The organism is Halobellus ordinarius (assembly GCF_031823395.1).
GTDB lineage: Archaea > Halobacteriota > Halobacteria > Halobacteriales > Haloferacaceae > Haloquadratum > Haloquadratum ordinarius.
This window is the reverse complement of the sequence record NZ_JAVQKJ010000005.1, coordinates 467,822-494,200: the sequence shown is the minus strand read 5'-3', so window position 1 is coordinate 494,200 and position 26,379 is coordinate 467,822. Positions and strand designations below refer to the sequence as shown.

Here is a 26,379-nt window from a genome sequence, read left to right as displayed (position 1 = left end):
AGCGGTTCACCGACGAAGCCGCCGAAGGCGGCGGAGTCGGTCACTTTTTGGTCCAGATTTTTGCAAGGAGTGGTCGCGCGCAGCGCGACCCGACGCAGCAAAAAGGTGGGCTGAACTGAACGGTCTCTACTTTGGGTGTGATGACCTTTCTATGATACCCTCTCCGAGTTGGTTCAGGTAGATAACTGATTCAGGCCTGTTTCGGGGTGCTGAGATAGGCTTGGACGTGAACTGTTGCAGGATCACGGTCTGGTGTCAGCGTCTTCGAACCCATCTATTGGTTATCGGCCACGAGCACTTCGAGTAGCTCTGTGGGCATCGGTTCACTCGTTGCTCCTCGTTGACCCTCGCTCCGAGTCCCACCCCATATTCTATATTGGCCGCCTGTCTCTGCGCGGCGTTTGAGCTCCTCGCTGGTGGTCGCAGCGACTACCATCGCTGGCCCGTCTCTAACGACAAACTCGTAACTAAAGATGGGATTTTCATCCTTCGGAGTAAACGTAGAGTTGTCGATGCGGTCGGAGAGGGGCCACTCTTGATAGGCACCCGGCTCGATTGTCGCTTGTTCGTCGAGTATCTGCGTCTCACGGGGAATGTCCGGTTGTGAGATAGTCCCAAGACAGCCGGTTATCAGCCAAATACCGGCGCTGCAAGCAGTGACGAATCTTCGGCGAGAGGGCATACTGACCACTCTTTATGTCCGCATACAGCCTTTATGCTCCTATCAGAACCCCGCAGGGGAAGTAATCAGTATCTCCCCGTTCGAGATGTGAGCGAACTATACTGAGCTATTCTCGTCTGGTGTGGGGCCTTGTTCGGAACTGGTCTGATACTGTCTTTGGTCATTTTCACCGGGGCCCAACAATTATAGAGAGCAAGGAGAATACCCGCGCCTTTAGGCGCGGGATGAATCCGACCACCCGTTCAACAATCCACCGTTGATGGTAGTGGCTGGATATTCCACGTTCTCAATCCGAATCTTTACAATAATAGCGAGTATAAGAGGTTATACAGACGTTCCAAATGCTGGAAGTCCACCGTACCCACCAAGCGAAAATCCTCAACCACTCGCAGGTAGAGGAACCGCTCGACCGGCACGGGTGGAGTGGAAGCAAGCTCTGGAACGTCGCTAACCACTACTCCCGAGAAGTCTGGAAGGAGACGGGCGAGATTCCCGGCCACGGCGACCTCAAAGACGAGTTAAAAGGTCACAACAAGTACAAGGGATTGCACTCGCAGTCCAGTCAGCGCGTTCTGGAGGAACTCGCTGAAGCCTTCAACTCGTGGTACAAAAAGAGGAAGTCTGACAGTCGCGCGAATCCGCCCGGCTACCGCAAGAAAAACTACTACGACGACCACGGCAACCGCGTCCACGAGGAACACCCTCGCTCCACCATCACGTGGAAGCAAAACGGCATCAAACACGACACGAAGAACAATCGAGTCCGCCTCTCGAAAGGTGCGAACCACAAAGAACACCCGAAAGCGTGGGAGTACATCCTTGTCGAGTACGAGACACGCCCCGGCGTCACGGTCGAAAACCTGCAACAAGTCCGCGCAGTCTACGACAAGGCGAAAGAGCGGTGGGAACTCCACCTCGTTTGCAAAGACGAAATCGAGACGCCCACTGCCCCCGGCAACGAGACAGCGGGAATCGACCTTGGGATTAGCAACTTCGCCGCCGTGTCGTACAGCACCGAGGAAGCCGACCTGTACCCCGGCAACCGCTTGAAGCAGGACGGTTACTACTTCCCGAAGGAAATCGCCAAGTGCGATGACTCTGGCGGAGAACGGGCCACTCAGTTACACGCGAAGTGGTCGGAACGCCGTAATCACTTTTTCCACAGCCTCGCCAAACACATCGTTGAACGATGTATCGAGAACCGTGTTTGTCGAATCAACGTCGGCAAGCTCGAAGGCATCCGAGAGGACGAAAACGGCGAGTCGAAGAACTGGGGGAAGCACGGCAACCTTGATTTGCACGGGTGGGCGTTCGACCGCTTCGTGAAGATTCTCACGTACAAAGCGAAGGTGGAGGGTATTGAAGTCGTAGAAGTTTCAGAGCGCGACACGAGCAAAACGTGTTGTATTTGTGGTAGGAAAGACGAGAGTCAACGTGTTGAGCGTGGATTGTACGTGTGTGAGGAGCACGAGGATGCGTTCAACGCTGACGTGAATGGGGCAGAGAACATCCGTCTCGACATCAATCAAAGTAACTCCGAGTCTTCGGCCTGTTTGGGCGAGGATAGGAGTACCGGCTGGTTGGCACAGCCCGAAGTCTACCTATATGACTTGTCCAGCGGATTCCAACCGCAGGCACAAGTGGTAGACTCCAAACCCTAATATCCCAAACTCGGGATTCCTCCGCCTTCAGGCGGAGGAGGATGTCAATCAGAACCATCTGTGCAGCATTATTTCACGCAAACTGACTACTCACGACACTACGGTTCATCAAGCGTCCCGGCTCGGCTCTCCCGCGGCGGCCGGACGAGTAGGTAGTCCTGTCTTGCCTCAATACGATCGGCCGGGACCAGGAGTTGGCCATCATCGATCTGGTGATAGCCACCACCGCCGCCACCGTGTGCCCTCAGCCGTAGGTTCTGTAGATCTCCTGTCTTGGCATCCATTGTGATGCTTTCGACGACGCCGAGTTCCGTGCCTTCGGTCGTCATTACCTCATTGCCAGTCAGGGAGGATGCGAGGACCATATGTGGTCCTACGCCACGAACTACTTAATCTGCGAGATAGCTGAAACTACCACTTCAGCAACGCGCTGCACTGAACGATGCTCGTTCGAAGTGTGGTAATCCTATTATGAGGTGGTTGTTCGGTGAAATCTGAACCACTATCACGAAGAAGCGGCTCCCCAATTCAGATCCCGTCCCACTATCCGTCTCCAACTGACCGCTCCGCAATACACTTCCATCCCGGTGTCGTAGACTTCGTTATGTACGTCCGGGACGCCAAAAACCGCGATGAGGTCTGGTTACTCGACAGGATCGAGGAGGCGGACATCGACGATCCCGCGTTTCGGTCCCGGGACTACGTGATTGCCCTCGACGAGGAGACGTCGCGGAAGGCCGGCTTCGGCCGCATTCGCGTCCACAAGACCGACCAGGGAGAGTTCTGCGAACTCGCCTTTGTCTACACCCTCGCGGAGTGGCGACAGCAGGGCGTCGGCGCCCACGTGATGGAGCGGCTCGTCGACGAGGCGAGCGACGAGGGCTACGAGACGGTCTACACGTTCACGCGCCAGCCGTCGTACTTCACGCCCTTCGGCTTCGAACCGCGGGAGGTCGCCGACCTTCCGGCGCCCGTCGAGGAGCGGCTGGAGGCCGTCCGCGAGACCCGCGGCGACGACGTAATCGCGATGGCGATCAATGCGGCCGACTTCGACGTTCCGGAGACGTTCCGCGAGCGGTTCAAGAACGCGTCGCCGGCCGACGAACCCGAGGAGGGGGACAACGTCGAGGAGACCGCCGAGGACTTCGGGATCGATCCCTCGGAGGCGACCTACAAGTACGACACCGGCGGCTGAGACGGACGGCCCCGCACAGCGGTTCCCCATCAACACGATTCGCGCTGCTCTCTGCCCGATGGGACGGACTTACTCGGCCGTTGCGACGTCCGTCCCGCGATCGTACTCCAAAATCTCGGCCACCTCGTCGGCAACCTCGGTCCCGAACTCACGGCCGACGAGGTAGAGTGCGAGGTCGATACCGCTGGTGATCCCGCCCGCGGTCACGACGTCCCCGGCGTCGACTACCCGTTTTTCGATAACCTCGACGCCCCTGTCCCGAAGGTCCTCCAGTGCGTGCTGGTGGGTCACCGCTGGGCGGCCATCCAGGACGCCGGCCGCTTCCAGGAGCATCGTGCCCGTACAGACCGCCGCAATCCGGTTGCCGCTACTCCAGTGTTCGTAGATATGTTCCGGCACGTGGCCGCGTTCGATCTCACGGCGAACGCCCCGGTCCTCGGTATCCCATCCACCGCCCGCCACGAGTAGGAGATCCGGCGCTCGTTCGTCCTCCGGGGCGGTGAGAACACCGTCCGGAACGATCTCGACCCCATTCAGCCCGGTAATAGTGGCCCGTTCGTCGTGGGTGATCAGTGACACTCGACAGTCCGCGCCGACGCGTGCAGACGTTTGGAACACCTCGTAGGGGCCGAGCGCATCCAGTTCGTCGAACCCATCGAAAATCAGGATGTGGACGAGCATACTCCGGGATCGGGCTCAGCGGTAGTAAAGAGGGCGGCCGGTGGGCGCGGATCCCGCCGCGGGAGTCATACTGATTACTCTCGTCTCTTCCCGCCGAGCGCCGCCAGCGGGGATGGCGCTCGGCGGTAACAAGTGAGAGTAATCAGTATCAGGTCCGATCCTCGAGGAAGTCCGTGCTGAAGACGATGTACGCGAGGACGGTACAGAAGAGAATCGGCGGCAGGATCGCGAAGGCCCACAGCGGTTCGATCCCCCAGCCGAGAAGTAATACCACGTTCCCCAGGCCGATCACGAGAAACGGCGCGACCGCGAGCGCCGCCCGTTTTCGGTTCCGCGATCCGGACTCCCCGAGCGGGGCGTTCGGATCGAACTCCTCGTCGGGCGGCCCTGCGCCCTCGGCGCGATCCTCCGCGGACGTGGGCGTTGTCATACCCCGAAGTCGGCACTGGACGGATAAAAACGGTGCGCTGTCGGCGTGTCGCTTGCGGCCACGACCTCGCTTTTCAGGTCCGCTCCTCGGGCCCCTCCGCGTCTTCGAGGCGCGAAGCGAGTTCGACGAGTCCGAAGAGCGTGCCGAGCACGAGCGTCGCGACGGCCATCCCGTAGAGCGCCATCGCGACGGGACTCGTCGGGATCGTCAGGGCGGTCCCCAGGATCGCGGATTCCGACACGACTGCGGCGCCGTTTCCCCCGATGATCGCCCCGACGAGCCCCGAGATCACGATCACACTCGCGCCGACAGCCAGGAGGATCTTGCGGCCGAGGCCCGGGGTACCAGTCGGCTTCACCGGTTCGTTCGTGTCCGACTCGGAGTTCACAGGAACCATACGTGCGCGGGCGGCTTTGGTCTTGTTCTTCGAGGCGATGGAGATCAGTACGGCCGCTCGGTGCGCCCGACACGCCGATCCGACGACAGCGTAAAGCGCCCGCCGCGAAAAAGCGGACTTGATGACTGACGACCTCGTCGAACGCGCCCGGACGGTACTGTCGGAGGCCTACGTCCCGTACTCGGAGTACCGCGTGGGAGCGGCACTCGAAACCGCCGACGGATCGGTGTTTGTCGGCTGCAACATCGAGAACGCGAACTACTCGAACAGTCTCCACGCCGAGGAGGTCGCCGTGGCGGCCGCCGTCAGGGAAGGCCACCGCGAGTTCGTGCGCATCGCGGTCTCGTCGGGCGCTCGCGACGGCGTGACACCCTGTGGGATGTGTCGCCAGACGCTCGCGGAGTTCGCCGGCGAGGACTTCGAGGTCGTCTGCGACCAGGGCGGCGAGGAGACGACAACCTACACCTTGGGGGAGTTACTCCCGGACACGATCTCGCCGGCGACGCTGGATGCGGCCGCTGCAGACCGTGCGGCGTCCGCGGAGGGCGCTGCCGACGTAGACGACGACTCCGACGCGTAACTGGGACGCACCGACGCATAGCTGTAATTCAGCGGCGCCGATGGAGTTGCCACCGGTCCCCACAGGCGACAGCCTATTTTCGCTGGGCGCTGGAAAGCCCGTATGAGCGACAGCGAAGATCCCGGGGACGAGGTCCAGTACCACATCGACGTCGGTCCCGACGACGTCGCCGACAGCGTCCTCCTCCCCGGCAACCCCGAGCGCGTTGACAAGATCACCGCGCTGTGGGACGACGCCGAAGAGCGCGCCTCTCACCGGGAGTACCGGACGGCGACCGGCACGTACGAGGGGACGCCGATCTCGACGACGTCGACGGGGATCGGAAGTCCCTCCGCCGCCATCGCAGTCGAGGAGTTGGCTCGCGTCGGTGCCGAGACGTTCATCCGCGTCGGCTCCTGCGGCGCGATCCAACCGGAGATGGACGTCGGCGATCTGGTCATCACCACCGGCGCGGTCAGACAGGAGGGCACCTCCGCGGAGTACGTCCGCGAGGACTACCCGGCGGTCGCCGACCGGGAGGTCGTCTCCGCGCTCGTCGCCGCCGCAGAGCGACTCGAATACGACTACCACGTCGGCCTCACGATGAGCGCCGACTCGTTCTACGCCGGGCAGGGACGCCCGGGCTTCGAGGAGTTCCGCGCCGCCGGATCGGAATCGCTGGTCGAAGACCTGAGGGCAGCGAACGTGAAGAACATCGAGATGGAGGCCGCAGCGCTTCTCACCCTCGCGAACATCTACGGACTCCGGGCGGGGGCGGTCTGTTCCGTGTACGCGAATCGGATCACCGGCGAATTCCGGACCGAGGGCGAATCCCGGGCGGCCGAGACGGCGAGCCTCGCGGTTCACCTGCTCGCGAAGATGGCGGAAAAAAAGCAGGCGGCGGGAGTCGACCACTGGCATCCCGGCCTTTCAATCGACTGATACCGGCGGGGAGGTGCCTGGCCGACCCCGGAAAATCCACCGGTAGCGTGGGCTGCTCCTCGAAGACCGTTTCCGCAGTCCCTTTATCCGAGGCCTCCTGAGACGCATCCACCTATGAGTACACAGGTCGTCGTTGTCGGAGCCGGGTATGCGGGCGCCGGCGCCGTGGCGCGTCTCGAAGAGCAACTCGATGCGGAGACGGATCTCACGTGGATCTCGGAGAACGACTACCACCTCGTCCTGCACGAGGTTCATCGGTGCATCCGCGATCCCAGCGTCGAATCGAAGATCGCCATCCCGGTCGACGAGATCAAATCCCCGTCGACGGAGTTCCGCAAAGGACACGTCACTGACGTCGATGTCGACGAGCGAGTGGTCGAACTCGAAGACGACGAGGTCGAGTACGATTATCTACTGCTGGCTTTCGGCTCCAGCACCGCCTTCTTCGGAATCGATGGGCTACAAGAACACGCTCACCAGCTGAAAGGACTCGACGACGCGCGTGCGATCCACGCGGACATCCGGGACGCAGCCGAAGCGGCCTCCCGCGACGATCCTGCACAGGTCGTCGTCGGCGGCGCCGGCCTCTCGGGAATCCAGACCGCCGGCGAGATCGCCGAGTACCGCGACGAGCACCGGGCGCCGATCGAGATCACGCTAGTCGAGGGGCTCGACGAGATCTTCCCCGGCAACGACTCGGAACTGCAGGGTGCGCTCCGCAAGCGCCTCGAGGCGCTCGACGTCGAAATCCTCACGGGCGATTTCATCTCGCGGGCCGGGGAGGATGCGGTCTACATCGGCGGCGGCGACGAGGTCGAGCCGGAAGAACTGCCGTACGACGTCCTCGTCTGGACCGGGGGCATCACCGCCCACGAGGAGGTTCACGGCATCGATGTCGAGAAGGACGACCGCTCGAAGCGGATCAACGCCGACGCGGACTTCCAGACGTCGGACGACCGGGTCTTCGCGGTCGGCGACACGGCGCTGGTCGAACAGGGGCCGGACGCGATCGCCCCGCCGACGGCCCAGGCCGCCTGGCAGGCCGCCGACGTGGCGGGCGAGAACGTTGCACGCGCCATCGAAGGCAGGCCGCTGAAGACGTGGCGCCACGACGACAAGGGGACCGTTGTCTCCGTCGGCGACGACGCCGTTGCCCACGGCGTCAAACTGCCGATGGTCGGCGACGTCCCGATGAACGTCTTCGGCGGCCCCGCCGCGCGGACGCTGAAGAAGACCATCGCCGCCCGCTGGATCGCCGATATCGCCTCGCCGCGCGACGCGGTCGAGGCGTGGGACAGCCTCTGAGCGGTCACGAGGGACGAAAAAGAGCGAAGCCAGACGGCAGTTTTTCCGAGCTACCGGCGCGTCAGTGCGACGGCTCTTCGACGGGCGCGCGCATATCCTCGATCCGGAGGATGAGAATGTTGCTCGTGTCGTCTTTGCCGTCGACGGTGCCTTCGATCACGAGCTTCGAGAGCGGCGTCGGCCCCACAGTGACGCTGTCGCCCTCGTGGAACTCGCGGACCGAGCCCTGGATGTGAATCTCCGCGCGGCACAGCTCCGGGTGATGAACCGAGGAGAGGTCGATCTCGTCGACGTTGGCGTTGTCGACCTCCTCGCCGTCGTGATACAGCGGGACGAACGCCGGCTCGTCCATCTGGTCGACGTCGAGTGCCTCGTAGGCGTTCGCTGTCGGCTTGTACCCGCCCTTCGGGCCCGGAACACCCTCGACCAACTGGAGGGCCTTCAGACTCTGCATCTGGTTTCTGATCGTCCCCGGGTTCCGGTCGACCTCTTCTGCGATATCCTCGCCCTTTACCGCGTCCTCGGTTTCCCGGTGTAGGTTAATCAATGCCGTCAGAATAGTTTTCTGACTGGACGTCAGCTCGATGGATGACATACAGTCTGCTAAGCCGTATACGGTCTTAAATCCGGTGGATGGATGAACGGAGTGTGAAACAGTCTCCCGATTTTCGTTCGATTGGGACGCGTTCGTTGGATTTTCGACTCGCCTCTTGGGGAAATCGGCAGCGATCGACACGACCGGCTGTCTGATTCGTCGACCGCTATTCGACACCACTTTGTGAGCCCTCGTGTGTGTAGTAGGTATGCAAAATCAACGCGTTCTGGTGACCGGCGGGGCCGGATTCATCGGCTCGAACCTCGCGAATCACCTCGCGACGGACAACGAGGTAATCGCCGTCGACGACCTTCACCTCGGCACGCCCGAGAACATCGACGACGACGTCGAGTTCGTCGACGCCAGCGTCTTGGACGACGACCTCCCGACCGCGGACGTCGACGTGCTGTTTCACCTCGCGGCGTACTCCTCGTACACGATGGCCGAGGAGCACAAACGCGACGCGACTCGCGTGAACGTCGAGGGATTCGTCAACGCGGTCGAACAGGCCCGCGAGGACGGCTGTGAGACGGTTGTCTACGCCTCGACCTCGTCGATCTACGGCTCTCGAACAGAGCCCTCCCCCGAGGAGCTTCCGGTGGAGGCACGGACCTGCTACGAGGCGTCGAAACTCGCCCGCGAGAAGTACGGCGAGTACTTCCATCACCACTACGATATGACGCTCGCCGGGCTGCGTTTCTTCTCCGTCTACCAGGGGTACGGCGGCGCAGAGGAGCACAAAGGCGAGTACGCAAACACCGTCGCGCAGTTCACCCACAAGATCGCCAACGGCGAGCGACCGGAGGTGTTCGGCGACGGCACCCAGACCCGCGATTTCACGCACGTCGACGACATCGTCCGGGGAATCGAACTCGCGGCCGACCACCGCCTGCAGGGGATCTACAACCTCGGCACCGGCGAGAGCTACACGTTCAACACGATGATCGAGTTGATCAACGACGAACTCGGGACCGACGTCGAGCCGAAATACGTCGAGAACCCGCTGGACGTCTACGTCCACGACACGATGGCCGACAGCACGAAGATCCAGGAGGCGACCGGCTGGGAGCCCGAAATCGACTTCGCGGAGGGCGTCGCCCGCGTCTGTGAACCGTATCTGGAGGACTGAGGCGATGAAAGAGCCCGTCCGGATCGTCGGCGCGCCGGTCGACTACGGCGCGAACCGCCGCGGCGTCGATATGGGCCCGTCAGCGATTCGCTACGCCGGTCTCGCGGATGAACTGACGAACATTGGACGTGATGTCGTCGACGACGGTGATGTCCGCGCGCCACGCCCCGAAGAACGGGATCCGGAGGTCGAAACCCTGGCCGCTGGCTCGACGCTGTTCCTCCGGGAGACGCGCGAGGTCGCGACCCGCCTGGCCGACCGGGTCGACCGAATACTCGCCGACGGCGCCCTCCCGCTCGTTCTCGGCGGCGACCACTCGGTCGCGATCGGGTCGGTCGTCGGTTCGGCTCGGGAGGCGGATGTCGGCGCGGTCTGGTTCGACGCACACGGCGACTTCAACACGCCCGAGACCTCGCCGTCCGGAAACGTCCACGGGATGCCGCTCGCGGCGCTGCTCGGCATCGGCGCCTTCGAGGACGTCGAATGGGCGAACGCCGCCGGTCTCGATGCGTCGAACGTCGCGCTCGTCGGACTCCGGGACGTCGACGAAGCCGAACGAGCGGCCATCGCCGATAGCGACGTGACGGCCTTCACGATGTCCGACATCGACGCCCGCGGGATCTCCGCCGTCGTCGCCGACGCGCTCGACGTCGCCACGGGCGGGACTGACGGCATCCACGTGAGCCTCGATCTCGACTGGCTGGATCCGCGTGAGGCGCCCGGCGTCGGGACGCCCGTCCGCGGCGGCGTCACCTACCGCGAGGCCCACGCGGCGCTGGAAGCCGTCGCCGAGTCCAATTGTCTCCGCTCTTTGGAACTCGTCGAGGTGAACCCGATCCTCGACGAACACAACGAGACCGCGTCGCTCGCGACGGAACTGGCGGCGAGTGCGCTCGGCAAGCGGATCCTCTGAACTGCGGCCCTCGTGGCGGTCCTGTGAGACAGCCGAACACACCACGTTTCCGGTGAAATACGCCGGATCGTTCCGGGCCCGGATGTACTCGCCGCTACTCGGACGCGTCGGACTCCTCAGACGGGTCTTCAGCGTCCACTCCGGGCTCCTCAGACGGGTCCTCAACGTCCGCTTCGGTCTCCGCGGGCGGATCCTCGGCGTCCTCGCCGGCGAAGTGGACGTCGACGCTGGCGACGGCGTCACCCGGTTCCAGATCCATAATCGTGACCCCCATCGTGTTCCGACCGACAGTCGAGATGTCCTCGACCGGCGTGCGGAGGATCTGCCCGTCGCCGCTCATCACGAACAGGTGATCGCCGGGGCCGACGGTCTCCAGTTCGCAGACGAGGCCGTTGCGCTCGTTCGTCTTGATGTCGATGAGTCCCTTCCCGTTCCGGGACTGCCGGCGGTACTGGTCGATGTCGGTCCGCTTGCCGTAGCCGTTCTGGGTGACAGTGAGCACCCAGCTTGTGCGGTCGGGTTCGACGGCCGCGAGCGCGGCCACCTCGTCGTCGCCCTCCAGTTGGATTCCGCGGACGCCGCGGGCCGAGCGGCCCATCGCTCGAACGTCGGCCTCCTCGAACCGGATCGACATCCCCTCGCGACTCGCGAGGAGCAGGTCGCTGTCCCCGTCGGTCACCTCGACGTCGACCAGGGCGTCATCGTCGTCGAGTTTCGTGGCGATGATCCCCGTCGAGCGGATGTTCTGGAACTGATCGACGCTCGTGCGCTTGATGTACCCCTCGCGGGTGACCATCGTGAGGTACTCGTCGGCGTCGGTATCCATCTCGGCGGTGTTGACGACCGCGGTGATCTCCTCGCCGTCGTCGAGATCGAGCAGGTTCACCGCCGACTTCCCGCGGGCGGTCCGGGACATCTCCGGGACCTGGTAGGTCTTCAGCTGGTAGACCTTCCCGTGGGTGGTGAAGTACAGCAGGTAATCGTGGGTGCTGGCGACGTACACCGACGACACCCGGTCGCCCTCTTTCAGCCCCGTGCCGATGATGCCCTTGCCGCCGCGGTGCTGGGCCTTGAACCGGTCCAGCGGCATCCGCTTGATGTAGTCGTCCTCGGTGACGACGACGACGACGTCCTCCTCGGCGATGAGGTCCTCGTGGGTGACGGTGCCGGTGTCCTCGATGATCGACGTCCGGCGGTCGTCGTCGTACTCGTCTTTGATCGCCAAGAGCTCCGTCCTGACGACCGCGTCGAGTTCGTCGGGGTCGTTGAGGATCGTCTCCAGGCGGTCGATCCGCGATTGGACCTCCTCGTACTCGGTGCGGATCTCGTCGGCCTCCATCGCGGTGAGCGATCCGAGTTGCATCGCGACGATGTGGTCGGCCTGGTCCTCCGAGAAGTCGAAGGACGGCAGGGGTTCGCCGTCGGCCTCGACGACGTGCTCGCCGCGCAGCGCCGCCTTCGCGTCGTCGCGGCTCTCGGAGTTGCGGATGACCTCGACGACGTCGTCGACGTTTTCGAGCGCCGTCAGGCGGCCTTCGAGGATGTGCGCGCGGTCCTCCTTCTCCTGTAACTCGTATTGGGAGCGCCGACGGACGACCGTGCGCCGGTGGTCGAGATACTCCACAAGGGTCTCCTTGAGGGTGAGGACCTGCGGCTGGCCGTCGACTAGGGCGAGGTTGATGACGCCGAACGTCGATTCGAGGTGGTGCTCCAGCAGCTGGTTTTTCACGACCTCGGGGTTGGCGCCGCGCTTGAGTTCGATGACGACGCGGATGCCGTCGCGGTCGGACTCGTCGCGCAGGTCACGGATCCCCTCGATCTTCCCCTCGTTGACGTCGTCGGCGATCCGCTCGACCAGCCGCGCCTTGTTCGCCTGGAAGGGGAGTTCCGTGATCACGATCCGGTCGTCGGTGACCTCGAACTCCGCGCGGACGCGGAGGCGGCCGCGACCCGTCTTGTACGCCTTGTGGATCGCGTTGCGGCCGACGATGTTCGCGCCGGTCGGGAAGTCCGGCCCCTTGACGTACTCCATCAGGTCCTCGATCGTACAGTCGGGGTGTTCGATGAGGTGGACGGTCGCGTCGATGACCTCTCCGAGGTTGTGCGGCGGGATGTTCGTCGACATCCCGACGGCGATGCCCGAGGAGCCGTTGACGAGCAGGTTCGGGAACGCCGCGGGGAGGACCTCCGGCTCCGTCAGCCGGTCGTCGTAGTTCGACGTGAAGTCGACGGTGTCCATCTCGATGTCGTCGAGCAACTCCTCGGCGATGGGCGACATCCGCGCCTCGGTGTACCGCATCGCGGCCGGCGGGTCGCCGTCGACGGAGCCGAAGTTCCCCTGGCCGTCGACCAGCGGGTAGCGCATCGAGAAGTCCTGCGCCATCCGTGCGAGCGTGTCGTAGATCGCGGAGTCGCCGTGCGGGTGGTAGTCACCCATCGTCTCCCCGACGATCGAGGAGGACTTCCGGTGTGAGGAGCGGGCGGTCACGCCCGACTCGTGCATCGCATAGAGGATTCGCCGGTGGACGGGCTTGAGGCCGTCGCGGACGTCCGGGAGCGCCCGCCCCGCGATGACCGACATCGCGTAGTCGATGTAGGACTGCTCCATCTCCTGTTCGATGCGCGCGGTCTCGACCTCCGCGGCGATTCCCGCCCCGGGGTCGAACTCTCTCGGTGCGTCAGAACTCATCTATCGGCCACCTCGTGTCCATCGACTTGCGTCATTCGGCCACGTCGTGCGCGTCGGAATTGCATCTATATGTCCACCCATTTGGCGTCGGTCGCTCGGTCCTTGATGAACTGCTTGCGCGGTTCGACGGCGTCGCCCATCAGCACGGAGAACATCTTGTCCGCCGCGGCGGCGTCCTCGACGGTGATCTGTTTGAGGATGCGGTTCTCCGGGTTCATCGTCGTGTCCCAGAGCTGATCGGGATTCATCTCGCCGAGCCCCTTGAACCGCTGGACCTGCGTTGGGTTGCCGTCGCACTCCTCCTCGACGATCCGATCGCGCTCGGCCTCCGTCATCGCGTCGTAGGTCTTGCCGCCCTTCCGGACGCGGTACAGCGGCGGCTTCGCGGCGTACACGAAGCCGGCTTCGACGAGCGGCCGCATATGCCGGTACAGAAGCGTCAGAAGCAGCGTTCTGATATGGGCTCCGTCAACATCCGCATCTGTCATCAATATGATACGTTCGTACCGAACGTCGTCGATGTCGAATTCTTCGCCGACGCCCGCGCCGATCGCGGTGATGAGCGCGCGGACCTCGTCGTTCTCCAGCACCCGATCGAGCCGGTGTTTCTCGACGTTGAGGATCTTCCCCTTGATCGGGAGGATCGCCTGGAACCGCCGGTCGCGGCCCTGCTTCGCCGACCCGCCCGCGGAGTCGCCCTCGACGACGAACAGTTCGGATTCGGCGGGATCGCGGCTCTGACAGTCCGCGAGCTTTCCCGGCAGCGACGTCGACTCCAGCGCCGACTTCCGGCGGGTGAGCTCCTCGGCCTGCTTTGCGGCCTTTCGCGCCTTCGCGGCCTCGACGGCCTTCCCGACGATTGCCCCGGCGGTGTCGGGGTGTTCTTCGAGATAGGTACCCAGTTTCTCGTGGGTGATCGACTCGACGATGCCGCGGACGTCGCTGTTGCCGAGTTTCGTCTTCGTCTGGCCCTCGAACTGCGGGTCGGGGTGTTTGATCGAGATGACCGCGGTGAGCCCCTCGCGGACGTCCTCGCCCTTCAGGGAGTCGAGGTCTCCGAGGAGGTCGTGTTCGCGTGCGTAGTCGTTGACGACGCGGGTGAGCGCGGTCTTGAAGCCGGTGAGGTGGGTCCCGCCCTCGCGGGTGTTGATGTTGTTCGCGAAGGCGTGGATCGACCCCTGGAGTTCCTCGGTGGCCTGCAACGCCACCTCGATCTCGATCCCGTCCTCGCTGTCGGCGTAGTAGATGACGTCGTCGTGGATGACCGTCTTCGTCTCGTCGAGATAGCGGACGAACTCGCGGATGCCGCCCTCGTAGCAGAAAGTGCGCTCTCGGCGCTCGGCGTCGGAGTCGTCCGCCGTTCCGGCCGCGTCGTCATCCGATCCCCGCTCGTCGATCAACTGGATCTCGACCCCGGAGTTGAGGAATGCGAGTTCCCGGAGCCGGTTTTCGAGCGTGGAGAACTCGAACTCGACCGTCTCGAAGATCTCCCCGTTGGGCCAAAAGCGGACCGTCGTCCCGGTCTCCTCGTCGGGGTCGAGGTCGCGGACGCGCTCGAAGGCGCCCTCTTTCGGCTCCCCGTGGTCGAAGCTGTCGTGCCACAGCGCCCCGTCGCGTTTGATCTCGACGTCGAGGCGTCGCGAGAGCGCGTTGACGACCGAGACGCCGACGCCGTGGAGCCCGCCGGAGACCTGGTAGGACTTGTTGTCGAACTTCCCGCCGGCGTGGAGGACCGTCATAATGACCTCGACGGCGGGGCGGTCGTACTGCTCGTGCGTGTCGACCGGGACGCCCCGGCCGTTGTCCGAGACCGACACCGACCCGTCGTCGTGGAGCGTGACCGTGATGTGGTCGCAGTACCCCGCGAGCGCTTCGTCGATCGCGTTGTCGACGACCTCGTAGACGAGATGGTGTAAACCGCGGGAGTCAGTCGACCCGATGTACATCGCCGGGCGCTTCCGGACGGCCTCGAGCCCTTCGAGGACCTGGATCTGCCCGGCCCCGTACTCAGTTTCGCGTGACATTGAACGTACAGGGGTTAGTTCATCTCCACTCATAAACCCTCGCACGCGCGGGCGCGTTTCAACGTGTGAAGGGCTCCAGGCTTCGCCTAATGCTGAGATAGGGTTGACCGCTCCAGGCTTCGCCTAATGCTGAGATAGGGTTGACCGCTCCAGGCTTCGCCTAATGCTGAGATAGGATCGACCGCTCCAGGCTTCACCTAATGCTGGGACGGAGCCATAGTCCCGGGCGTCGCCGGATGCTCGGCCGGGTTCACCCGCCACTCGCTGTCTCCCGTTCCGCCGATTTCACTTCCGCTCCGCTGTCGAACCCTTCTTAACCGTACGTCGGGTAGGGTGGCGCACAGAATGACCTCGTTTCAGTCGGAACTCGGCGGGGAGGAAGCCGAGGAGGAGGACGTCGGGATCGCCGAGGAGCTGGCGGGGGGCCAGCGGGCGATCTCCATCGCCGAGTTCTTCGAGAAGAACAAGCAGATGCTCGGCTTCGGGTCGGGGGCCAGAGGGCTCGTCACCGCCGTCAAGGAGGCGGTCGACAACGCCCTCGACGCCACCGAAGAGGCCGGGATCAAGCCGGATATCTCCGTCGAGATCAGGGAGTCGGGCGATTACTACACGCTGATCGTCGAGGACAACGGCCCCGGGATCACCCGCGAGCAGATCCCGAAAGTCTTCGGGAAACTCCTCTATGGCTCCCGGTTTCACGCCAGGAAGCAGTCGCTGACGCCGGATCAGAAGCTCCTCGTCCGCCGAAACGGTGACGTCGAGTTCGTGGCGATCGGCGTCCTCTGCGACGCGTATCTCTCCCGGGAAGGCGCCGACACGGCTCCCGTCCCGGACGATGTTGAGGTACCGTCGTTCGACCGCGAGAGCCACGAGATGACCTGGCAACCGGTGACGCACGCGATCCGCCACGAGACCGACGAGCGGGTGTACCGGATCGAGACCGCCCGGGGGCGCTCCGTCGAGGTCACCGGGAACCACAGCCTGTTTTCGATCGCCCCCGATCGAGGAACGGAGGAAGTGAAAGCTGGCGAACTCGAGGCCGGAGACACGGTCTTGGCTCCCCGTCGGCTTCCGGGTCCAGAGGAACCGGTAACGGAGATCAACCTTCTCGAACACATCGCGCCCGATCAACTCGAGGATCGACGCCTCTACGTCTACGGGTTCGACGAGGAGACGATAGCGGAACTCAGGACCGACGAGACCGTCCGGAAGAAGCCGTCGGCCGACAGCAACCGACGGCGCTACTACTACCGCTACGAGGGTGTCGACATTCTTCGGGATAGTCTCGAAAACAACTACGTAGAAAAGGGCTATCTACCGGCCGAAAAAGTCCTCGAACTCGGCTGGGAAGACCGCGCCGACGACTGTGAACTGAAGACCTACCGCGTCGGCGGCGAGGAGACGACAGTTCCGGTCACGGTCCCGGTCGACGATGAGTTCGTCGAACTGCTCGCATACTACATCTCGGAGGGACACGTCGGGCCGCGGCAGGTCGGCTTCACGTTCGGTTCTCACGAGTCCGAGTTGATCGAAGCGACCGAGCAAGCTATCGTCGGACTCACCGGATCGACGACGACGGTCGAACGCGAGCGGAATTCGACGCGTGTGAAAGCGTTCGGATCGCCGCTGGCGATGTTCCTGAAATCCGTCTGTGGCGACGCCTCGAAAAACAAGCGGATTCCCCCGTTCGTCTTCGAGTTCGACAGCGAACTGCAACAGCGGTTCATCGCTGCCCTGTATCAGGGCGACGGATCCGATTCACATCCGAGCAACGAACTCTCCCACACGACCACGAGCGAGACCCTCGCCCGGCAGCTTTCGACGCTGTGGAATATGCAGGGCGTCGTCGCGAGCACAGAAGTAGCGACCGATACGAGCGGGTACAGTGATACTGGAGGCACGCGATATCGGACTAAGGTGTACGGAGCGGATGCCGGACTACTGGACGTCTTCGAGACCGAAGACCCGACCGAACAGCAGTACAAGCGAATCCCAACCGCGCTCCTCGAAAACGTCGCCGTCGAAGACGTCGATAAAAAGACAGTTCCGGACTCGATAGCGGGTCTCCTGATGGGCGCGGGGGTCGGCTCCAGTATCGAGTACGCCCGGGAGTACCGGGCCCTCATCGATGACGCGGTGAACGGCACGCAGATCGACGCGCCGCGATACGCGCACAACCTCAAGGAGAAGGGACTTCTCGACGCGGATGGCTACGCGACTGAACGGCTGGAACAGCTCTGGGATGTCGTACGGAACCTCCACGGCCTCACCGACACTGACGTCTGCCTCCTGCCCGTGAAATCCGTCGAGGAGATCGATCCACCGGACTACGTCTACGATATCTCGGTCCCGGGTGCGACCGGCAGAGACGAGAACTTCGTCGTCGCGAACGACGGCGCGCTGTGTGTGAAAAACAGCCGCGGCCAGCAAGGAATCGGCATCTCAGCGGCTGTACTGTACGCTCAGGAGACATCAGGCAAACCCGTGAAGATCACCTCCCGGACGCAGCGCGCAGAGCGCGCGCAGTACTTCGAGCTCATCATCGACACCGACACCAACGAGCCGGAGATTTCCGTCGAAGAAGAGCGCGCCCCCGGCGAGTCGGACCTCTCGCCGACGCACGGGACACGCATCGAGATGGAGATGGAGGCGAATATGCGGGCCCGAACGCAACTCCACGACTACATCAAACACACCGCGGTCGTCAATCCGCACGCACGGCTGGTCCTCGACGAACCCGGGCTCGACGAGCCGAGACGCTACGAGCGGGTCGAGGGCGCCTCCCTGCCGGCCGAGACAGAGGAGATCCGCCCGCACCCACACGGCGTCGAACTGGGGATGCTCATCAGGATGCTCGACGCGACCGAGTCGTACTCGGTGTCGGGGTTCCTGCAGGAGGAGTTCACCCGCGTCGGCTCGAAGACGGCCAAGAAAGTCCTGGATCGATTCCGGGACCGACACTTCGGCCGCGAGATGGGCTGGGCGGTCCCGCGGGATCCCGAGACCCCGCTGGAGACAGCAATCGAGGACGCCGTCGCCAACAAAGGCGCTGAGGCGACGGCGGCGTTCGCCGAACGGGTCGCCGAGACGCTCTCATCGCGGGAGCGGACGGCACACTCGGAGCTTTCGGAGATCGTCGACACCGTCGCCGACGACGTCGAAGCGGAGTTCGACGCGAACTTCGGAGCGACGGTCCGGGAGAACGCGGTCGAGGCGGCCTGGGCCGTTCTGACCTCGGATCTCGACCCGGATCTGTACTCCCTGGTCGACGAGGCCACGAGCACCCGGAAGGACGACGCGACGATCGCGGGACTCGCCGAGCGACTGGCCGAGAAGTTCCGGAAGGGCGACCCAAGACACCGGGCCACCCGCGAGACGCTCGTCGACTACGTCGACCGCTCGGCGGATCGGCTCGTCGACGAGGACACCTCGTTCGGCGAGACGGCCCGCGAGAACGTCGTCGAGGCGGTCTGGAGCGCGATGCGGACGGTTCCCGACGACGTGCCGAAGGTCGGGACGATCGCCGACACCCGCGATATCGCCTCGGAACTGCTCGAAGCGATGCGCGCGACCGACATCCTCGCGCCGCCGACGAACTGCCTGTCGCCGATCACGGCCGAACTCGTCGAGGCCGGCTTACGGAAGGAGTTCGACGCCGACTTCTACGCCGCGGCGACGCGGGACGCGGAGGTCCACGGCGGCGATCCCTTCGTCGTCGAGGCCGGCATCGCCTACGGCGGCGAACTGGAAGACGGGACGGTCGGGCTGCTCCGGTTCGCGAACCGCGTTCCCCTCGTCTACAAGCGCGGAGCGTGTGCCACGACCGACGTGATCAAGGGAATCGGCTGGCGCAACTACGGGCTCGACCAGCCCGGCGGCTCGGGGATGCCGAGCGGCCCGGCGGTGATTATGATCCACGTCGCCTCGACGAACGTGCCCTTCACGAGCGAGTCGAAGGACGCGGTCGCGAACATCCCCGAGATCGAAGACGAGATCGAACTGGCCGTCCGCGAGGCCGCCCGCGAACTCAAATCGTATCTGAACAAGCGACGGTCGATGCAGAAGCGGCGGGAGAAACAGGACGTCCTCGGTCGGATCCTGCCCGAGATGGCCGACAAACTCTCGGAAGTCACGAACCGCCCCCGGCCGAACATCGACGGCGCGCTCGCACAGATTATGAACAACGTGAGTATCGAACGCAACGTCGACGGTGACGAGGTCACACTCGTCGTCGAGAACCACTCCGACCGGAGCGAGAACCCGGAAATCACGGATATCGTCTCGGCCGAACCGTCGGATCTTCCGGAAGACGCGAGCGCCGTCTCCCTCGACGGCGAGTGGTTCATCTCCTGGGAACCGTCGGTGCCGTCGGGCGAGTCGGCTGAACTCACCTACACCGCCGCGGGCGACCCGTCCTTCGACGTCGACGTCGACGGCGTCGAGGCCGAGAAACTGACGATCAACGCCTGAGTCGGACGGAGCTACCACAATGAGCACGAAACTGTCCGAGCTACCACAATGAGCGCAAAACTACCCGAGCTACCACAATGAGTACGAAATCAGACGACGATCTGGCACAGGAACGCCTCATCGACCTCGCCGCGGAGTTTTACGACCAGTTCGCGTCGGGGGAAGTCCCACGGATGGAGATCCCCACGCGGACGAAATCGAACATCGTCTTCGACGAGGACTCGAAGGTGTGGGTGTACGGCGACCGAACCTCGACGCGGTCGGCAAACAGCGTCCGTGGCGCACGGAAGCTCCTGAAGGCGGCGTACGCAATCGAGTTCCTCGTGAACCAACTGGAGCAGGGTCGCTCCTCGACGCTGCGTGAACTGTACTACCTCTCGGAGTCGTGGGACAACGAGGAGGCGCAGTTCTCCAGCCAGGACGAGTCGAACCAGCTCATCGAGGACTTGGAGATCGTCGCGGAGGTCACCCGCGAGGACTTCCACATGCGGCCCGAGGAGTCGGGCGCGACCCTGATGGGGCCGCTGGAACTCCGCGAGCAGACCCGCCGCGGCGAGCGGGAGATCCACTGTCAGAAAGACGTCGGCGAGGGCGGCTACCAGATTCCGAACAATCCGGATACGATCGACTTCCTCGATCACGACATCGACTTCGTCCTCTGTGTCGAGACCGGCGGGATGCGCGACCGCCTCGTCGAGAACGGCTTCGACGAGGAGTACAACTGCCTGGTCGTCCACCTGAAAGGCCAGCCCGCACGGGCGACCCGACGGATCACGAAGCGGCTCCACGACGAACTCGACCTCCCGGTCGTGGTCTTCACAGACGGCGACCCGTGGTCCTACCGGATCTACGGCTCGGTCGCGTACGGCTCGATCAAATCTGCGCACCTCTCGGAGTACCTCGCGACGCCGGAGGCGCGCTTCGTCGGGATCCAGCCGGAGGACATCGTCGAATACGACCTCCCGACCGATCCCCTGGCGGATTCGGACATCAACGCCCTGGAGTCGGAACTGGAGGATCCGCGGTTCCAGACCGACTACTGGAGCGAGCAGATCGAACTCCAACTCGACATCGAGAAAAAGGCCGAACAGCAGTCGCTGGCGTCCCGCGGGCTGGACTTCGTGACGGAGACGTACCTCCCCGAGCGGCTGTCGGCGATGGGCGTGGTGTAGTCCGGTCGGCGTCGAACTCCACGGTGCGGTAGTGATAGTGATTGTTGAATCAATCACCTGGTAAGCATACGAGCTGAAAGGTCAGAACACGACCCCGCAGTTCAAGTCACTACAGGTTCAATTACACGTATGGGAATCGTCCGGGATCCTGAACACAGCGACGGTGCGCCGACGATCGAAGGGACGGGAATTCGTGTGAAGGATATCGCCTCGGCGTACGAACACAGCGGCTACGATCCCGACGAGATCACGCAACTGTATCCCGATCTCAGTCTCGGAGACGTCCATCGAGCGTTAGCGTACTACTACGAGCACATCGAGGATTTCAGATCTTCTCCCTCCTCGTCTGAGCCCGCCTCTGTATGACGAGGCCGCTGTACTGTGACGAGAGCATCTGGATTCCAGTCGCCGACGGTCTCCGTCGACGAGGATGGACCGTTCGCACAGCCCGGGACGAAGGAACTCTCGGCGAACCGGACCACGAGCAGTTGCGGTATGCAGTCGAAAATGACTGGCTTCTCCTGACGTTCGATGACGACTTCCTTTCGCTCGTCGAAGGTGAGGAGTTGGAACATACAGGCGTCATCTACGTGCAGCAGGCTGGAGGGCAAATCGGCGACGTCGTGAAGACTGTCGACGAGCACCTGCAGTACCGGCCACATGATGATCGGTCCATCCAATATCTGTAGAGTTCCGACTCTATTGACCACGCCACCGTCCGTATCGAGCGGCTGTGCCAGTTAGGTAATTCCTGACAGCTACCGAGATGGTTCGACGACCGGACCCGCGATATCACACTGAGCGCTATCCCCCGTCAGCGAGCCGTTCGACTCGTTCGAGGCTGTCGGCGTCGGCCGGCGATTTGTCCTTACGGACGGTCACGAACCGCGGGAAACGGAGCGCGTAGCCCGAGGAGTACGTCGGCGAGCGCTGAATCTCCTCGTAGCCGACCTCGAAGACGACCGCGGGTTCGATCGACACCGTCTGGCCGTCTTCGGTCACGATATGCGGTTCCAGCCGGTCGGTCAGCGCTTCGAGTTCCTCGTCGGTGATCCCGGTCGCGACCTTCCCGATGGTCTGATACTCTCCGCCGTCGACGCGCGCCGACAGGAGAAACGTCCCGAGGAGATTCGCGCGGCGTCCCTCGCCCCACTCCGCGCCGGTCACGACCAGATCCAGCGTCTCGACGTCCGGCTTGCGCTTCAGCCAGTTCTTCCCGCGCTTGCCCGGCGCGTACGTCGAAGCGGGGTCTTTCAGCATCACTCCCTCGTGGCCCGCCGCGAGTGCGTCCTCTTCGATCGCTTCGATCTCCGCGGAATCGTCCGTGATCGTCGGATCGGCGACGGCGTCGGTGTCGCCGAGCAGATCGTCGAGTCGGTCCAGCCGGTCGGTGAGCGGCGCGTCCAGCAGATCCTCGCCGTCGACGTGGAGGCAGTCGAACGCGCGGAGTTCCACGCGGACCTCCTCGCGCATCCGCTCGACGTCGTACTTCCGGCGGAACCGGCGGAGCACCTCCTGGAACGGCAGCGGCGTCCCCTCGCCGTCGACCGCGACGACCTCTCCGTCGAGAACGACCGGGACGCCGACGGCCGACTCGACGAACTCCACGACCTCCGGCAGGGGATCGGTGACGTCGTCCATATTCCGGGAGAAGAGCGCCGTCGTCTCGCCGTCGTAGTGCACCTGGACCCGCGCCCCGTCGAACTTCGTCTCGACGACTGCCTCGCCCCAGGCTTCGATCGCCTCGGTCGCCTCGCCGGCCTGTGCGAGCATCGCCTGGACCGGGCGGCCGACCTCGAGGCCGATCGCGTCGAGCCCCTCGCGGCCCTCTTCGCGGGCGACGCGAGCGACCATCCCGTAGTCGTTCGAGACCTGCAGCGCGCGCTCGACCGTGGCGACCGCATCGTCGGTCGGGCGGGTGTGCTCCGCCTCGGCGCCACCGTCGTGCTCGGCGGCATTGTCGTCGTCTTCGTCGATATCCCCGTCGCTTCTGGTGGTCTCCTCGTCTGAATCGAGAAAGGCGGCGGCGACGGCGTCCCGGACCGTACCCTCGCCGACACCGATCCGCATCTCGCCGAGCACCATTCGGGCGAGAAACTTCGCTTCCGTCGCGGAGGCGCTGTTGAACAGCCCGAAGAGGATGTCGAGCTGTCGACTCTCGCTTCCTTCTCCCGCCGCTGTCGCGATCGAACGGAGCCGTTCGTCGACCTCGGCGACGGAGAGGTCGCTTCCGGCGCTTCTCCCTCCGCTCTGTCCGTCGGTGAAGGCGCCGAGGCCGCGTTGGCCGCCGAAGTCGTAGCCCTCGGCGACGGCGCCGATCTCTCCGACAGCCGCGAGTTCGGCCTCCACGTCCGCGGCGTCGACGTTCGGCCCCGCGGCCTTGGCGATGGCTGCCTGCAGGAGGGCGGGGCCAATATCGAGTGTCGTCGGGTCCCAGGCAGGATAGACGCGTCCCAGAAGGAACCGCACGACAGTTGGCAGATCTTCGTCGGCGCGGGCGAGGAGGTTTGCGACCGCCGCGATTGTCGCGAGGTCGCCCGGTTCCTCCTCTAAGTCGGCGGCGCGTGCGGCGAACTCGGCGAACTGCATCGGGCGCTCGTTTCGGCGCGTCGGACAAGAGTCCCCCGACTCGTCGCGGTGGCTCCGTCCGGGGAAGTGACTCCTACTGCACGAAGCGCGGGATTGAAGACTTCCGATTGCCCACGATTGGCTATGACCGAGGACCTGGCGGCGTCGGTCCGGGACGCACTCGCTGTCGACGTCGAGGAGTTCGAGGCGAAAGCGCGGACGGAGGCCGATCTGGTGAAGTCCGAACTCCACGAGGGGACGTTCGACAACCACCAGTCGATCGTGGGGCTCGAGTACGAGTTCTACGCCGTCGCCGACGGCCGGTGGGAGGCGTCCGACGACGCGGGCATCTACGCGCTGATGCGGGTGCCGCGTCGACTCTTGGATCTCATCGGCTTCGAGAAGGAACTGGGCCTCCACAACGCGGAGATGACGACCAACCCACAGCCGCTGAACCCCGACGGCCTGCGGGCACAGGAGTCGGAGGTCCGCGCCCGCCTCGCCGCGGCGCAGGAATGTACGAGCGCCGAGGGGATCCAACTGGTGAGCGACGGAATGTGGACGATTCCGCCGGCGGGTGAGACCGCTCGCGGGTATCTGACCAACAGCGTCGAGGCCGAGGGCATCCGGATCGCGACGAATATGAGCGGCTCGGAGCGGTATCACGCGATGGCCAACGGCCCTGCCGCGCCGGAGGAGATGACCATCGACGCGCCCAACGTCACGCTCTCGGCCGATACGGTGATGCCCGAATCGCTCATCACCTCCATCCAGCCGCACTTTCAGGTGGCCCACGCCGCCGACCTCCCGACGTATTTCAACTACGCGCTCCGGGTTGCCGGGCCGCTCTTGGCGCTGGCGACGAACTCCCCGTTTTTCCCGCCGGATCTCTACGACGACGTCGGCGCCGGCAAGATCCTCACAGACGGCTACGCCGAGAACCGCATCCTGGTCTTCGAGTCGGTGCTCAACACCGACGACGTCGAGAAGGTCCGCTTCCCCCGGGACCTCGACAGCGTCGAGGAGGCGGTCGACCGGGTCGCCGGCGACGCGACGGTCGTCCCGATGCCGGTGCCGACGGGCAACCGCTTCGACGACGAGTTCGCGACCCTCCGCCGCAAGCACGGCACCTACTGGCGCTGGGTCCGTCCGGTGTTCGACGGCGCGTCCCGCTCGTCGGCGAACGCCCGTATCGAGTTCCGGCCGATCGCCGCCCAGCCGACCGTTCGGGACTCGCTCGCGTTTCAAGCCACCTTCGCCGGGTTGATGGAGAGCCTCCCGCGCCGTCAGCACCCCGCGACCGACCAGCAGTGGTCGACCGCCCGCGAGAACTTCTACGCCGCGATGCGGGGCGGCCTCGACAGCGGCCAGCGGTGGATCTGCAACGACGGCGCCGAGACCGTCGAGACGGAACGTGTCTACGACGACATCTTCGCACACGCGATCGACGGCCTCACGGCCGCCGGGTGCTCGGAATCGGAGGCCGAGCGGCACGTCGAACCGCTCCGAGCGCGGGTCCAACGAGGGACGACACCGGCCGACTGGAAGATCGCCCGCGTCAGAGAGTACCTCGCCGACGGGGCGTCCTTCGAGGACGCCGTCTGGGCGATGCAGCGCGACTACGTGCGGAATCAGCGGGAGACGCTGCTGGACGGATCGTTCGCTGACTGGCTCTAAAACCACCCGTCCGGCGACGTGCCGGGCGGGTTCGGATCTCGATTCCGACTGATCGAAAGCGGCCCCGAGAAACTCGACCGAAGCGTCGCCGTTCTACAGGAGGTCCTCGAAGTCCTTGTGCTGGGTTATGTCGACGCCTTCCTCGGTGACGACACAGACGTTCATCCCGTTGCCGGACGCGAGGTCGCGCTCGACGGCGCTGTCGATCGCGTGGGCGGCGACGGTCTTTGCCTCCTCGATCGACAGTTCCTCGTCGTACTCCTGTTCGAGGACACCGAGGGCGTACTGGCTACCCGACCCGGTGACGGTGTACTCCTCTTCGAGGATCGAGCCGGCGGGATCGATGCTGTAGATGTGGGGGCCTTCCTCGTCGACGCCGCCGAGGATCGGCTGGACGATGAAGAACGCGCCCGAGCGCAGGAAGTTCCCGAGGAGCGTCGACAGCGCCTGCATACTCATATCCTCGCCGCGTCGGGCCTCGTAGAGACGGACCTCAGCGCGGATGGAACTGATGAGCGACTGGGCGGCCGAGACCGACCCCGCGATGGTCAGCGCGCCCCTGGGGTGGATCTCCTCGACCTTCTGGACGTTCTTCGAGGACACCATCCGTCCGAGGCTGGCGCGCATGTCCGTCGCGAGGACGACCCCCTCGGACGTTTTCAGCCCGACGGTGGTCGTTCCCGTCTTCGTCTCCTTGTCGCTCATCTGCTCTGCACGGTGTTCCGCGTTGGTGAACTCGCCGAGTTCCGGCGAGAACACGTCAGCGTGCTCGCCGTTCAGCGGATCGAGACGTCCCGAGGCGTCGTCGCTCGTGGGGGTACGCATTACCTGGGGTAGTTGCCCGCCGCAGATAAATGCCACCCTTCCCTCCGGGGTTGCCCGTATCGGTGTCTTCCATCCCTGGACAGGGGACTACGCGTCCGTCAACCCCGCGGAAAAAGCGTCGGCGTCCAGTCAGCGGTGACCGCGGCGGCCGTCCGTGCGTTCGTAGGTCCGTTCGGCGGTCTCGATCAGCGTGCGGACCGGGAGCGTCAGCCCCAGTCGTCGCGCGAACAGCGCGATCGGCATCGCCAGGATACCGAAGAGCAGCGTCGTCTGGTACAGCAAGAAGGCCGCGCCCCGGTGCAGGTCTTTCATCATCGGCTTGCTCGGTCTGGAGCGACGGGAGTATATAAGTCTTTCCAGCCGTCGGTCGGGATAGGGTCGACGCTGTGGTGCGATTCTACTTTCTGACCCGATCCGACGACCACCGAAGTCGACTGGGCCGATTGGTGTCGTAAGAGCGCAGTC

Annotated in this window: 22 protein-coding genes; 12 read left to right on the top strand and 10 right to left on the bottom strand. The window is 64.2% G+C overall.

Annotated features, from left to right (window positions below; genetic code table 11):
- Nucleotides 1–1,023: 1,023 nt before the first annotated feature.
- Nucleotides 1,024–2,343, top strand: a complete 1,320-nt coding sequence (locus RJT48_RS09175; RefSeq protein WP_311171960.1) for an RNA-guided endonuclease InsQ/TnpB family protein — start codon at nucleotides 1,024–1,026, stop codon at nucleotides 2,341–2,343.
- Between the two features lie 98 nt (nucleotides 2,344–2,441).
- On the opposite strand, the gene RJT48_RS09170 is transcribed toward RJT48_RS09175, so the two are convergent.
- Entirely contained in the window at nucleotides 2,442–2,708 is a 267-nt protein-coding gene (locus tag RJT48_RS09170; RefSeq protein ID WP_311171959.1) for a PRC-barrel domain-containing protein, read from the bottom strand.
- Nucleotides 2,709–2,947: 239 nt separating this feature from the next.
- On the opposite strand from RJT48_RS09170, the gene RJT48_RS09165 reads away from it, so the two are divergent.
- Nucleotides 2,948–3,538, top strand: a complete 591-nt coding sequence (locus RJT48_RS09165; protein ID WP_311171958.1) for a GNAT family N-acetyltransferase — start codon at nucleotides 2,948–2,950, stop codon at nucleotides 3,536–3,538.
- A 69-nt stretch (nucleotides 3,539–3,607) separates the two neighbouring features.
- Here RJT48_RS09165 and RJT48_RS09160 read toward each other — a convergent pair whose 3' ends face one another.
- From RJT48_RS09160 to RJT48_RS09150, 3 genes are all read right to left on the bottom strand, one after another.
- A complete protein-coding gene (locus tag RJT48_RS09160; RefSeq protein WP_311171957.1) occupies nucleotides 3,608–4,219 on the bottom strand; it encodes a DJ-1/PfpI family protein in 612 nt (203 codons plus the stop codon).
- A 148-nt stretch (nucleotides 4,220–4,367) separates the two neighbouring features.
- Nucleotides 4,368–4,649 carry a DUF8142 family protein gene (locus RJT48_RS09155; RefSeq protein WP_311171956.1) on the bottom strand — a complete coding sequence of 94 codons (282 nt, stop codon included), beginning with the start codon at nucleotides 4,647–4,649 and terminating at the stop codon, nucleotides 4,368–4,370.
- Nucleotides 4,650–4,722: 73 nt separating this feature from the next.
- Nucleotides 4,723–5,037: a DUF7520 family protein gene (locus tag RJT48_RS09150; protein ID WP_311171955.1), complete on the bottom strand. Its 315-nt coding sequence runs from the start codon at nucleotides 5,035–5,037 to the stop codon at nucleotides 4,723–4,725.
- 130 nt (nucleotides 5,038–5,167) lie between these two features.
- Here RJT48_RS09150 and cdd point away from each other — a divergent pair, with 130 nt between their 5' ends.
- The 3 genes from cdd to RJT48_RS09135 all read left to right on the top strand — a co-directional run bounded on the left by cdd (nucleotide 5,168) and on the right by RJT48_RS09135 (nucleotide 7,852).
- Nucleotides 5,168–5,626 carry a cytidine deaminase gene (cdd, locus tag RJT48_RS09145; RefSeq protein ID WP_311171954.1) on the top strand — a complete coding sequence of 153 codons (459 nt, stop codon included), beginning with the start codon at nucleotides 5,168–5,170 and terminating at the stop codon, nucleotides 5,624–5,626.
- A 102-nt stretch (nucleotides 5,627–5,728) separates the two neighbouring features.
- Entirely contained in the window at nucleotides 5,729–6,547 is an 819-nt protein-coding gene (locus RJT48_RS09140; protein WP_311171953.1) for a nucleoside phosphorylase, read from the top strand.
- A gap of 114 nt (nucleotides 6,548–6,661) precedes the next feature.
- Nucleotides 6,662–7,852: an NAD(P)/FAD-dependent oxidoreductase gene (locus RJT48_RS09135; protein ID WP_311171952.1), complete on the top strand. Its 1,191-nt coding sequence runs from the start codon at nucleotides 6,662–6,664 to the stop codon at nucleotides 7,850–7,852.
- Nucleotides 7,853–7,913: 61 nt separating this feature from the next.
- Here the strand turns inward: RJT48_RS09135 and RJT48_RS09130 are convergent, their stop codons facing one another.
- Nucleotides 7,914–8,447 (bottom strand): Rrf2 family transcriptional regulator, encoded by a 534-nt coding sequence (locus RJT48_RS09130; RefSeq protein ID WP_311171951.1) that lies wholly within the window; start codon nucleotides 8,445–8,447, stop codon nucleotides 7,914–7,916.
- A 208-nt stretch (nucleotides 8,448–8,655) separates the two neighbouring features.
- Here RJT48_RS09130 and RJT48_RS09125 point away from each other — a divergent pair, with 208 nt between their 5' ends.
- Together RJT48_RS09125 and rocF are read left to right on the top strand one after the other, a co-directional pair.
- Entirely contained in the window at nucleotides 8,656–9,576 is a 921-nt protein-coding gene (locus tag RJT48_RS09125; protein ID WP_311171950.1) for an NAD-dependent epimerase/dehydratase family protein, read from the top strand.
- 4 nt (nucleotides 9,577–9,580) lie between these two features.
- Nucleotides 9,581–10,489, top strand: coding sequence for an arginase (rocF, locus tag RJT48_RS09120; protein WP_311171949.1), 909 nt, complete (start codon nucleotides 9,581–9,583; stop codon nucleotides 10,487–10,489).
- A gap of 94 nt (nucleotides 10,490–10,583) precedes the next feature.
- Here rocF and gyrA read toward each other — a convergent pair whose 3' ends face one another.
- Both gyrA and gyrB read right to left on the bottom strand, forming a co-directional pair.
- Nucleotides 10,584–13,178, bottom strand: a complete 2,595-nt coding sequence (gene gyrA, locus RJT48_RS09115; protein ID WP_311171948.1) for a DNA gyrase subunit A — start codon at nucleotides 13,176–13,178, stop codon at nucleotides 10,584–10,586.
- Nucleotides 13,179–13,243: 65 nt separating this feature from the next.
- A complete protein-coding gene (gene gyrB, locus RJT48_RS09110; protein ID WP_311171947.1) occupies nucleotides 13,244–15,202 on the bottom strand; it encodes a DNA topoisomerase (ATP-hydrolyzing) subunit B in 1,959 nt (652 codons plus the stop codon).
- 345 nt (nucleotides 15,203–15,547) lie between these two features.
- On the opposite strand from gyrB, the gene RJT48_RS09105 reads away from it, so the two are divergent.
- The 4 genes from RJT48_RS09105 (at nucleotide 15,548) to RJT48_RS09085 (ending at nucleotide 21,533) form a co-directional block, all read left to right on the top strand.
- Nucleotides 15,548–19,672 (top strand): ATP-binding protein, encoded by a 4,125-nt coding sequence (locus tag RJT48_RS09105; protein WP_425604710.1) that lies wholly within the window; start codon nucleotides 15,548–15,550, stop codon nucleotides 19,670–19,672.
- Nucleotides 19,673–19,749: 77 nt separating this feature from the next.
- Nucleotides 19,750–20,844, top strand: a complete 1,095-nt coding sequence (locus RJT48_RS09095; protein ID WP_311171946.1) for a DNA topoisomerase IV subunit A — start codon at nucleotides 19,750–19,752, stop codon at nucleotides 20,842–20,844.
- A gap of 129 nt (nucleotides 20,845–20,973) precedes the next feature.
- Nucleotides 20,974–21,210, top strand: coding sequence for a DUF433 domain-containing protein (locus tag RJT48_RS09090; protein WP_311171945.1), 237 nt, complete (start codon nucleotides 20,974–20,976; stop codon nucleotides 21,208–21,210).
- Nucleotides 21,207–21,533, top strand: a complete 327-nt coding sequence (locus tag RJT48_RS09085) for a DUF5615 family PIN-like protein (protein ID WP_311171944.1) — start codon at nucleotides 21,207–21,209, stop codon at nucleotides 21,531–21,533. Before RJT48_RS09090 ends, RJT48_RS09085 begins: the two co-directional genes overlap by 4 nt.
- 115 nt (nucleotides 21,534–21,648) lie before the next feature.
- On the opposite strand, the gene ligA is transcribed toward RJT48_RS09085, so the two are convergent.
- Nucleotides 21,649–23,433: an ATP-dependent DNA ligase LigA gene (gene ligA / locus RJT48_RS09080; RefSeq protein WP_311171943.1), complete on the bottom strand. Its 1,785-nt coding sequence runs from the start codon at nucleotides 23,431–23,433 to the stop codon at nucleotides 21,649–21,651.
- A gap of 123 nt (nucleotides 23,434–23,556) precedes the next feature.
- Between ligA and RJT48_RS09075 the strand changes: the two genes are divergently transcribed.
- Nucleotides 23,557–25,089: a glutamate-cysteine ligase family protein gene (locus RJT48_RS09075; protein ID WP_311171942.1), complete on the top strand. Its 1,533-nt coding sequence runs from the start codon at nucleotides 23,557–23,559 to the stop codon at nucleotides 25,087–25,089.
- A gap of 93 nt (nucleotides 25,090–25,182) precedes the next feature.
- Here the strand turns inward: RJT48_RS09075 and psmB are convergent, their stop codons facing one another.
- Nucleotides 25,183–25,914 carry an archaeal proteasome endopeptidase complex subunit beta gene (gene psmB, locus RJT48_RS09070; RefSeq protein ID WP_311171941.1) on the bottom strand — a complete coding sequence of 244 codons (732 nt, stop codon included), beginning with the start codon at nucleotides 25,912–25,914 and terminating at the stop codon, nucleotides 25,183–25,185.
- A 129-nt stretch (nucleotides 25,915–26,043) separates the two neighbouring features.
- Complete coding sequence (locus RJT48_RS09065; protein WP_311171940.1) at nucleotides 26,044–26,226, bottom strand: hypothetical protein; 183 nt, start codon at nucleotides 26,224–26,226, stop codon at nucleotides 26,044–26,046.
- Nucleotides 26,227–26,379: the final 153 nt, after the last annotated feature.

Excerpts from the sequence above, each read along its gene's own strand:
- RJT48_RS09175 (WP_311171960.1), top strand. The coding sequence starts at position 1,024 with ATGCTGGAAGTCCACCGTACCCACCAAGCGAAAATCCTCAACCACTCG.
- RJT48_RS09170 (WP_311171959.1), bottom strand. The coding sequence starts at position 2,708 with ATGGTCCTCGCATCCTCCCTGACTGGCAATGAGGTAATGACGACCGAA.
- RJT48_RS09165 (WP_311171958.1), top strand. The coding sequence starts at position 2,948 with ATGTACGTCCGGGACGCCAAAAACCGCGATGAGGTCTGGTTACTCGAC.
- RJT48_RS09160 (WP_311171957.1), bottom strand. The coding sequence starts at position 4,219 with ATGCTCGTCCACATCCTGATTTTCGATGGGTTCGACGAACTGGATGCG.
- RJT48_RS09155 (WP_311171956.1), bottom strand. The coding sequence starts at position 4,649 with ATGACAACGCCCACGTCCGCGGAGGATCGCGCCGAGGGCGCAGGGCCG.
- cdd (WP_311171954.1), top strand. The coding sequence starts at position 5,168 with ATGACTGACGACCTCGTCGAACGCGCCCGGACGGTACTGTCGGAGGCC.
- RJT48_RS09140 (WP_311171953.1), top strand. The coding sequence starts at position 5,729 with ATGAGCGACAGCGAAGATCCCGGGGACGAGGTCCAGTACCACATCGAC.
- RJT48_RS09135 (WP_311171952.1), top strand. The coding sequence starts at position 6,662 with ATGAGTACACAGGTCGTCGTTGTCGGAGCCGGGTATGCGGGCGCCGGC.
- RJT48_RS09130 (WP_311171951.1), bottom strand. The coding sequence starts at position 8,447 with ATGTCATCCATCGAGCTGACGTCCAGTCAGAAAACTATTCTGACGGCA.
- RJT48_RS09125 (WP_311171950.1), top strand. The coding sequence starts at position 8,656 with ATGCAAAATCAACGCGTTCTGGTGACCGGCGGGGCCGGATTCATCGGC.
- rocF (WP_311171949.1), top strand. The coding sequence starts at position 9,581 with ATGAAAGAGCCCGTCCGGATCGTCGGCGCGCCGGTCGACTACGGCGCG.
- gyrA (WP_311171948.1), bottom strand. The coding sequence starts at position 13,178 with ATGAGTTCTGACGCACCGAGAGAGTTCGACCCCGGGGCGGGAATCGCC.
- gyrB (WP_311171947.1), bottom strand. The coding sequence starts at position 15,202 with ATGTCACGCGAAACTGAGTACGGGGCCGGGCAGATCCAGGTCCTCGAA.
- RJT48_RS09105 (WP_425604710.1), top strand. The coding sequence starts at position 15,548 with ATGACCTCGTTTCAGTCGGAACTCGGCGGGGAGGAAGCCGAGGAGGAG.
- RJT48_RS09095 (WP_311171946.1), top strand. The coding sequence starts at position 19,750 with ATGAGTACGAAATCAGACGACGATCTGGCACAGGAACGCCTCATCGAC.
- RJT48_RS09090 (WP_311171945.1), top strand. The coding sequence starts at position 20,974 with ATGGGAATCGTCCGGGATCCTGAACACAGCGACGGTGCGCCGACGATC.
- RJT48_RS09085 (WP_311171944.1), top strand. The coding sequence starts at position 21,207 with ATGACGAGGCCGCTGTACTGTGACGAGAGCATCTGGATTCCAGTCGCC.
- ligA (WP_311171943.1), bottom strand. The coding sequence starts at position 23,433 with ATGCAGTTCGCCGAGTTCGCCGCACGCGCCGCCGACTTAGAGGAGGAA.
- RJT48_RS09075 (WP_311171942.1), top strand. The coding sequence starts at position 23,557 with ATGACCGAGGACCTGGCGGCGTCGGTCCGGGACGCACTCGCTGTCGAC.
- psmB (WP_311171941.1), bottom strand. The coding sequence starts at position 25,914 with ATGCGTACCCCCACGAGCGACGACGCCTCGGGACGTCTCGATCCGCTG.
- RJT48_RS09065 (WP_311171940.1), bottom strand. The coding sequence starts at position 26,226 with ATGAAAGACCTGCACCGGGGCGCGGCCTTCTTGCTGTACCAGACGACG.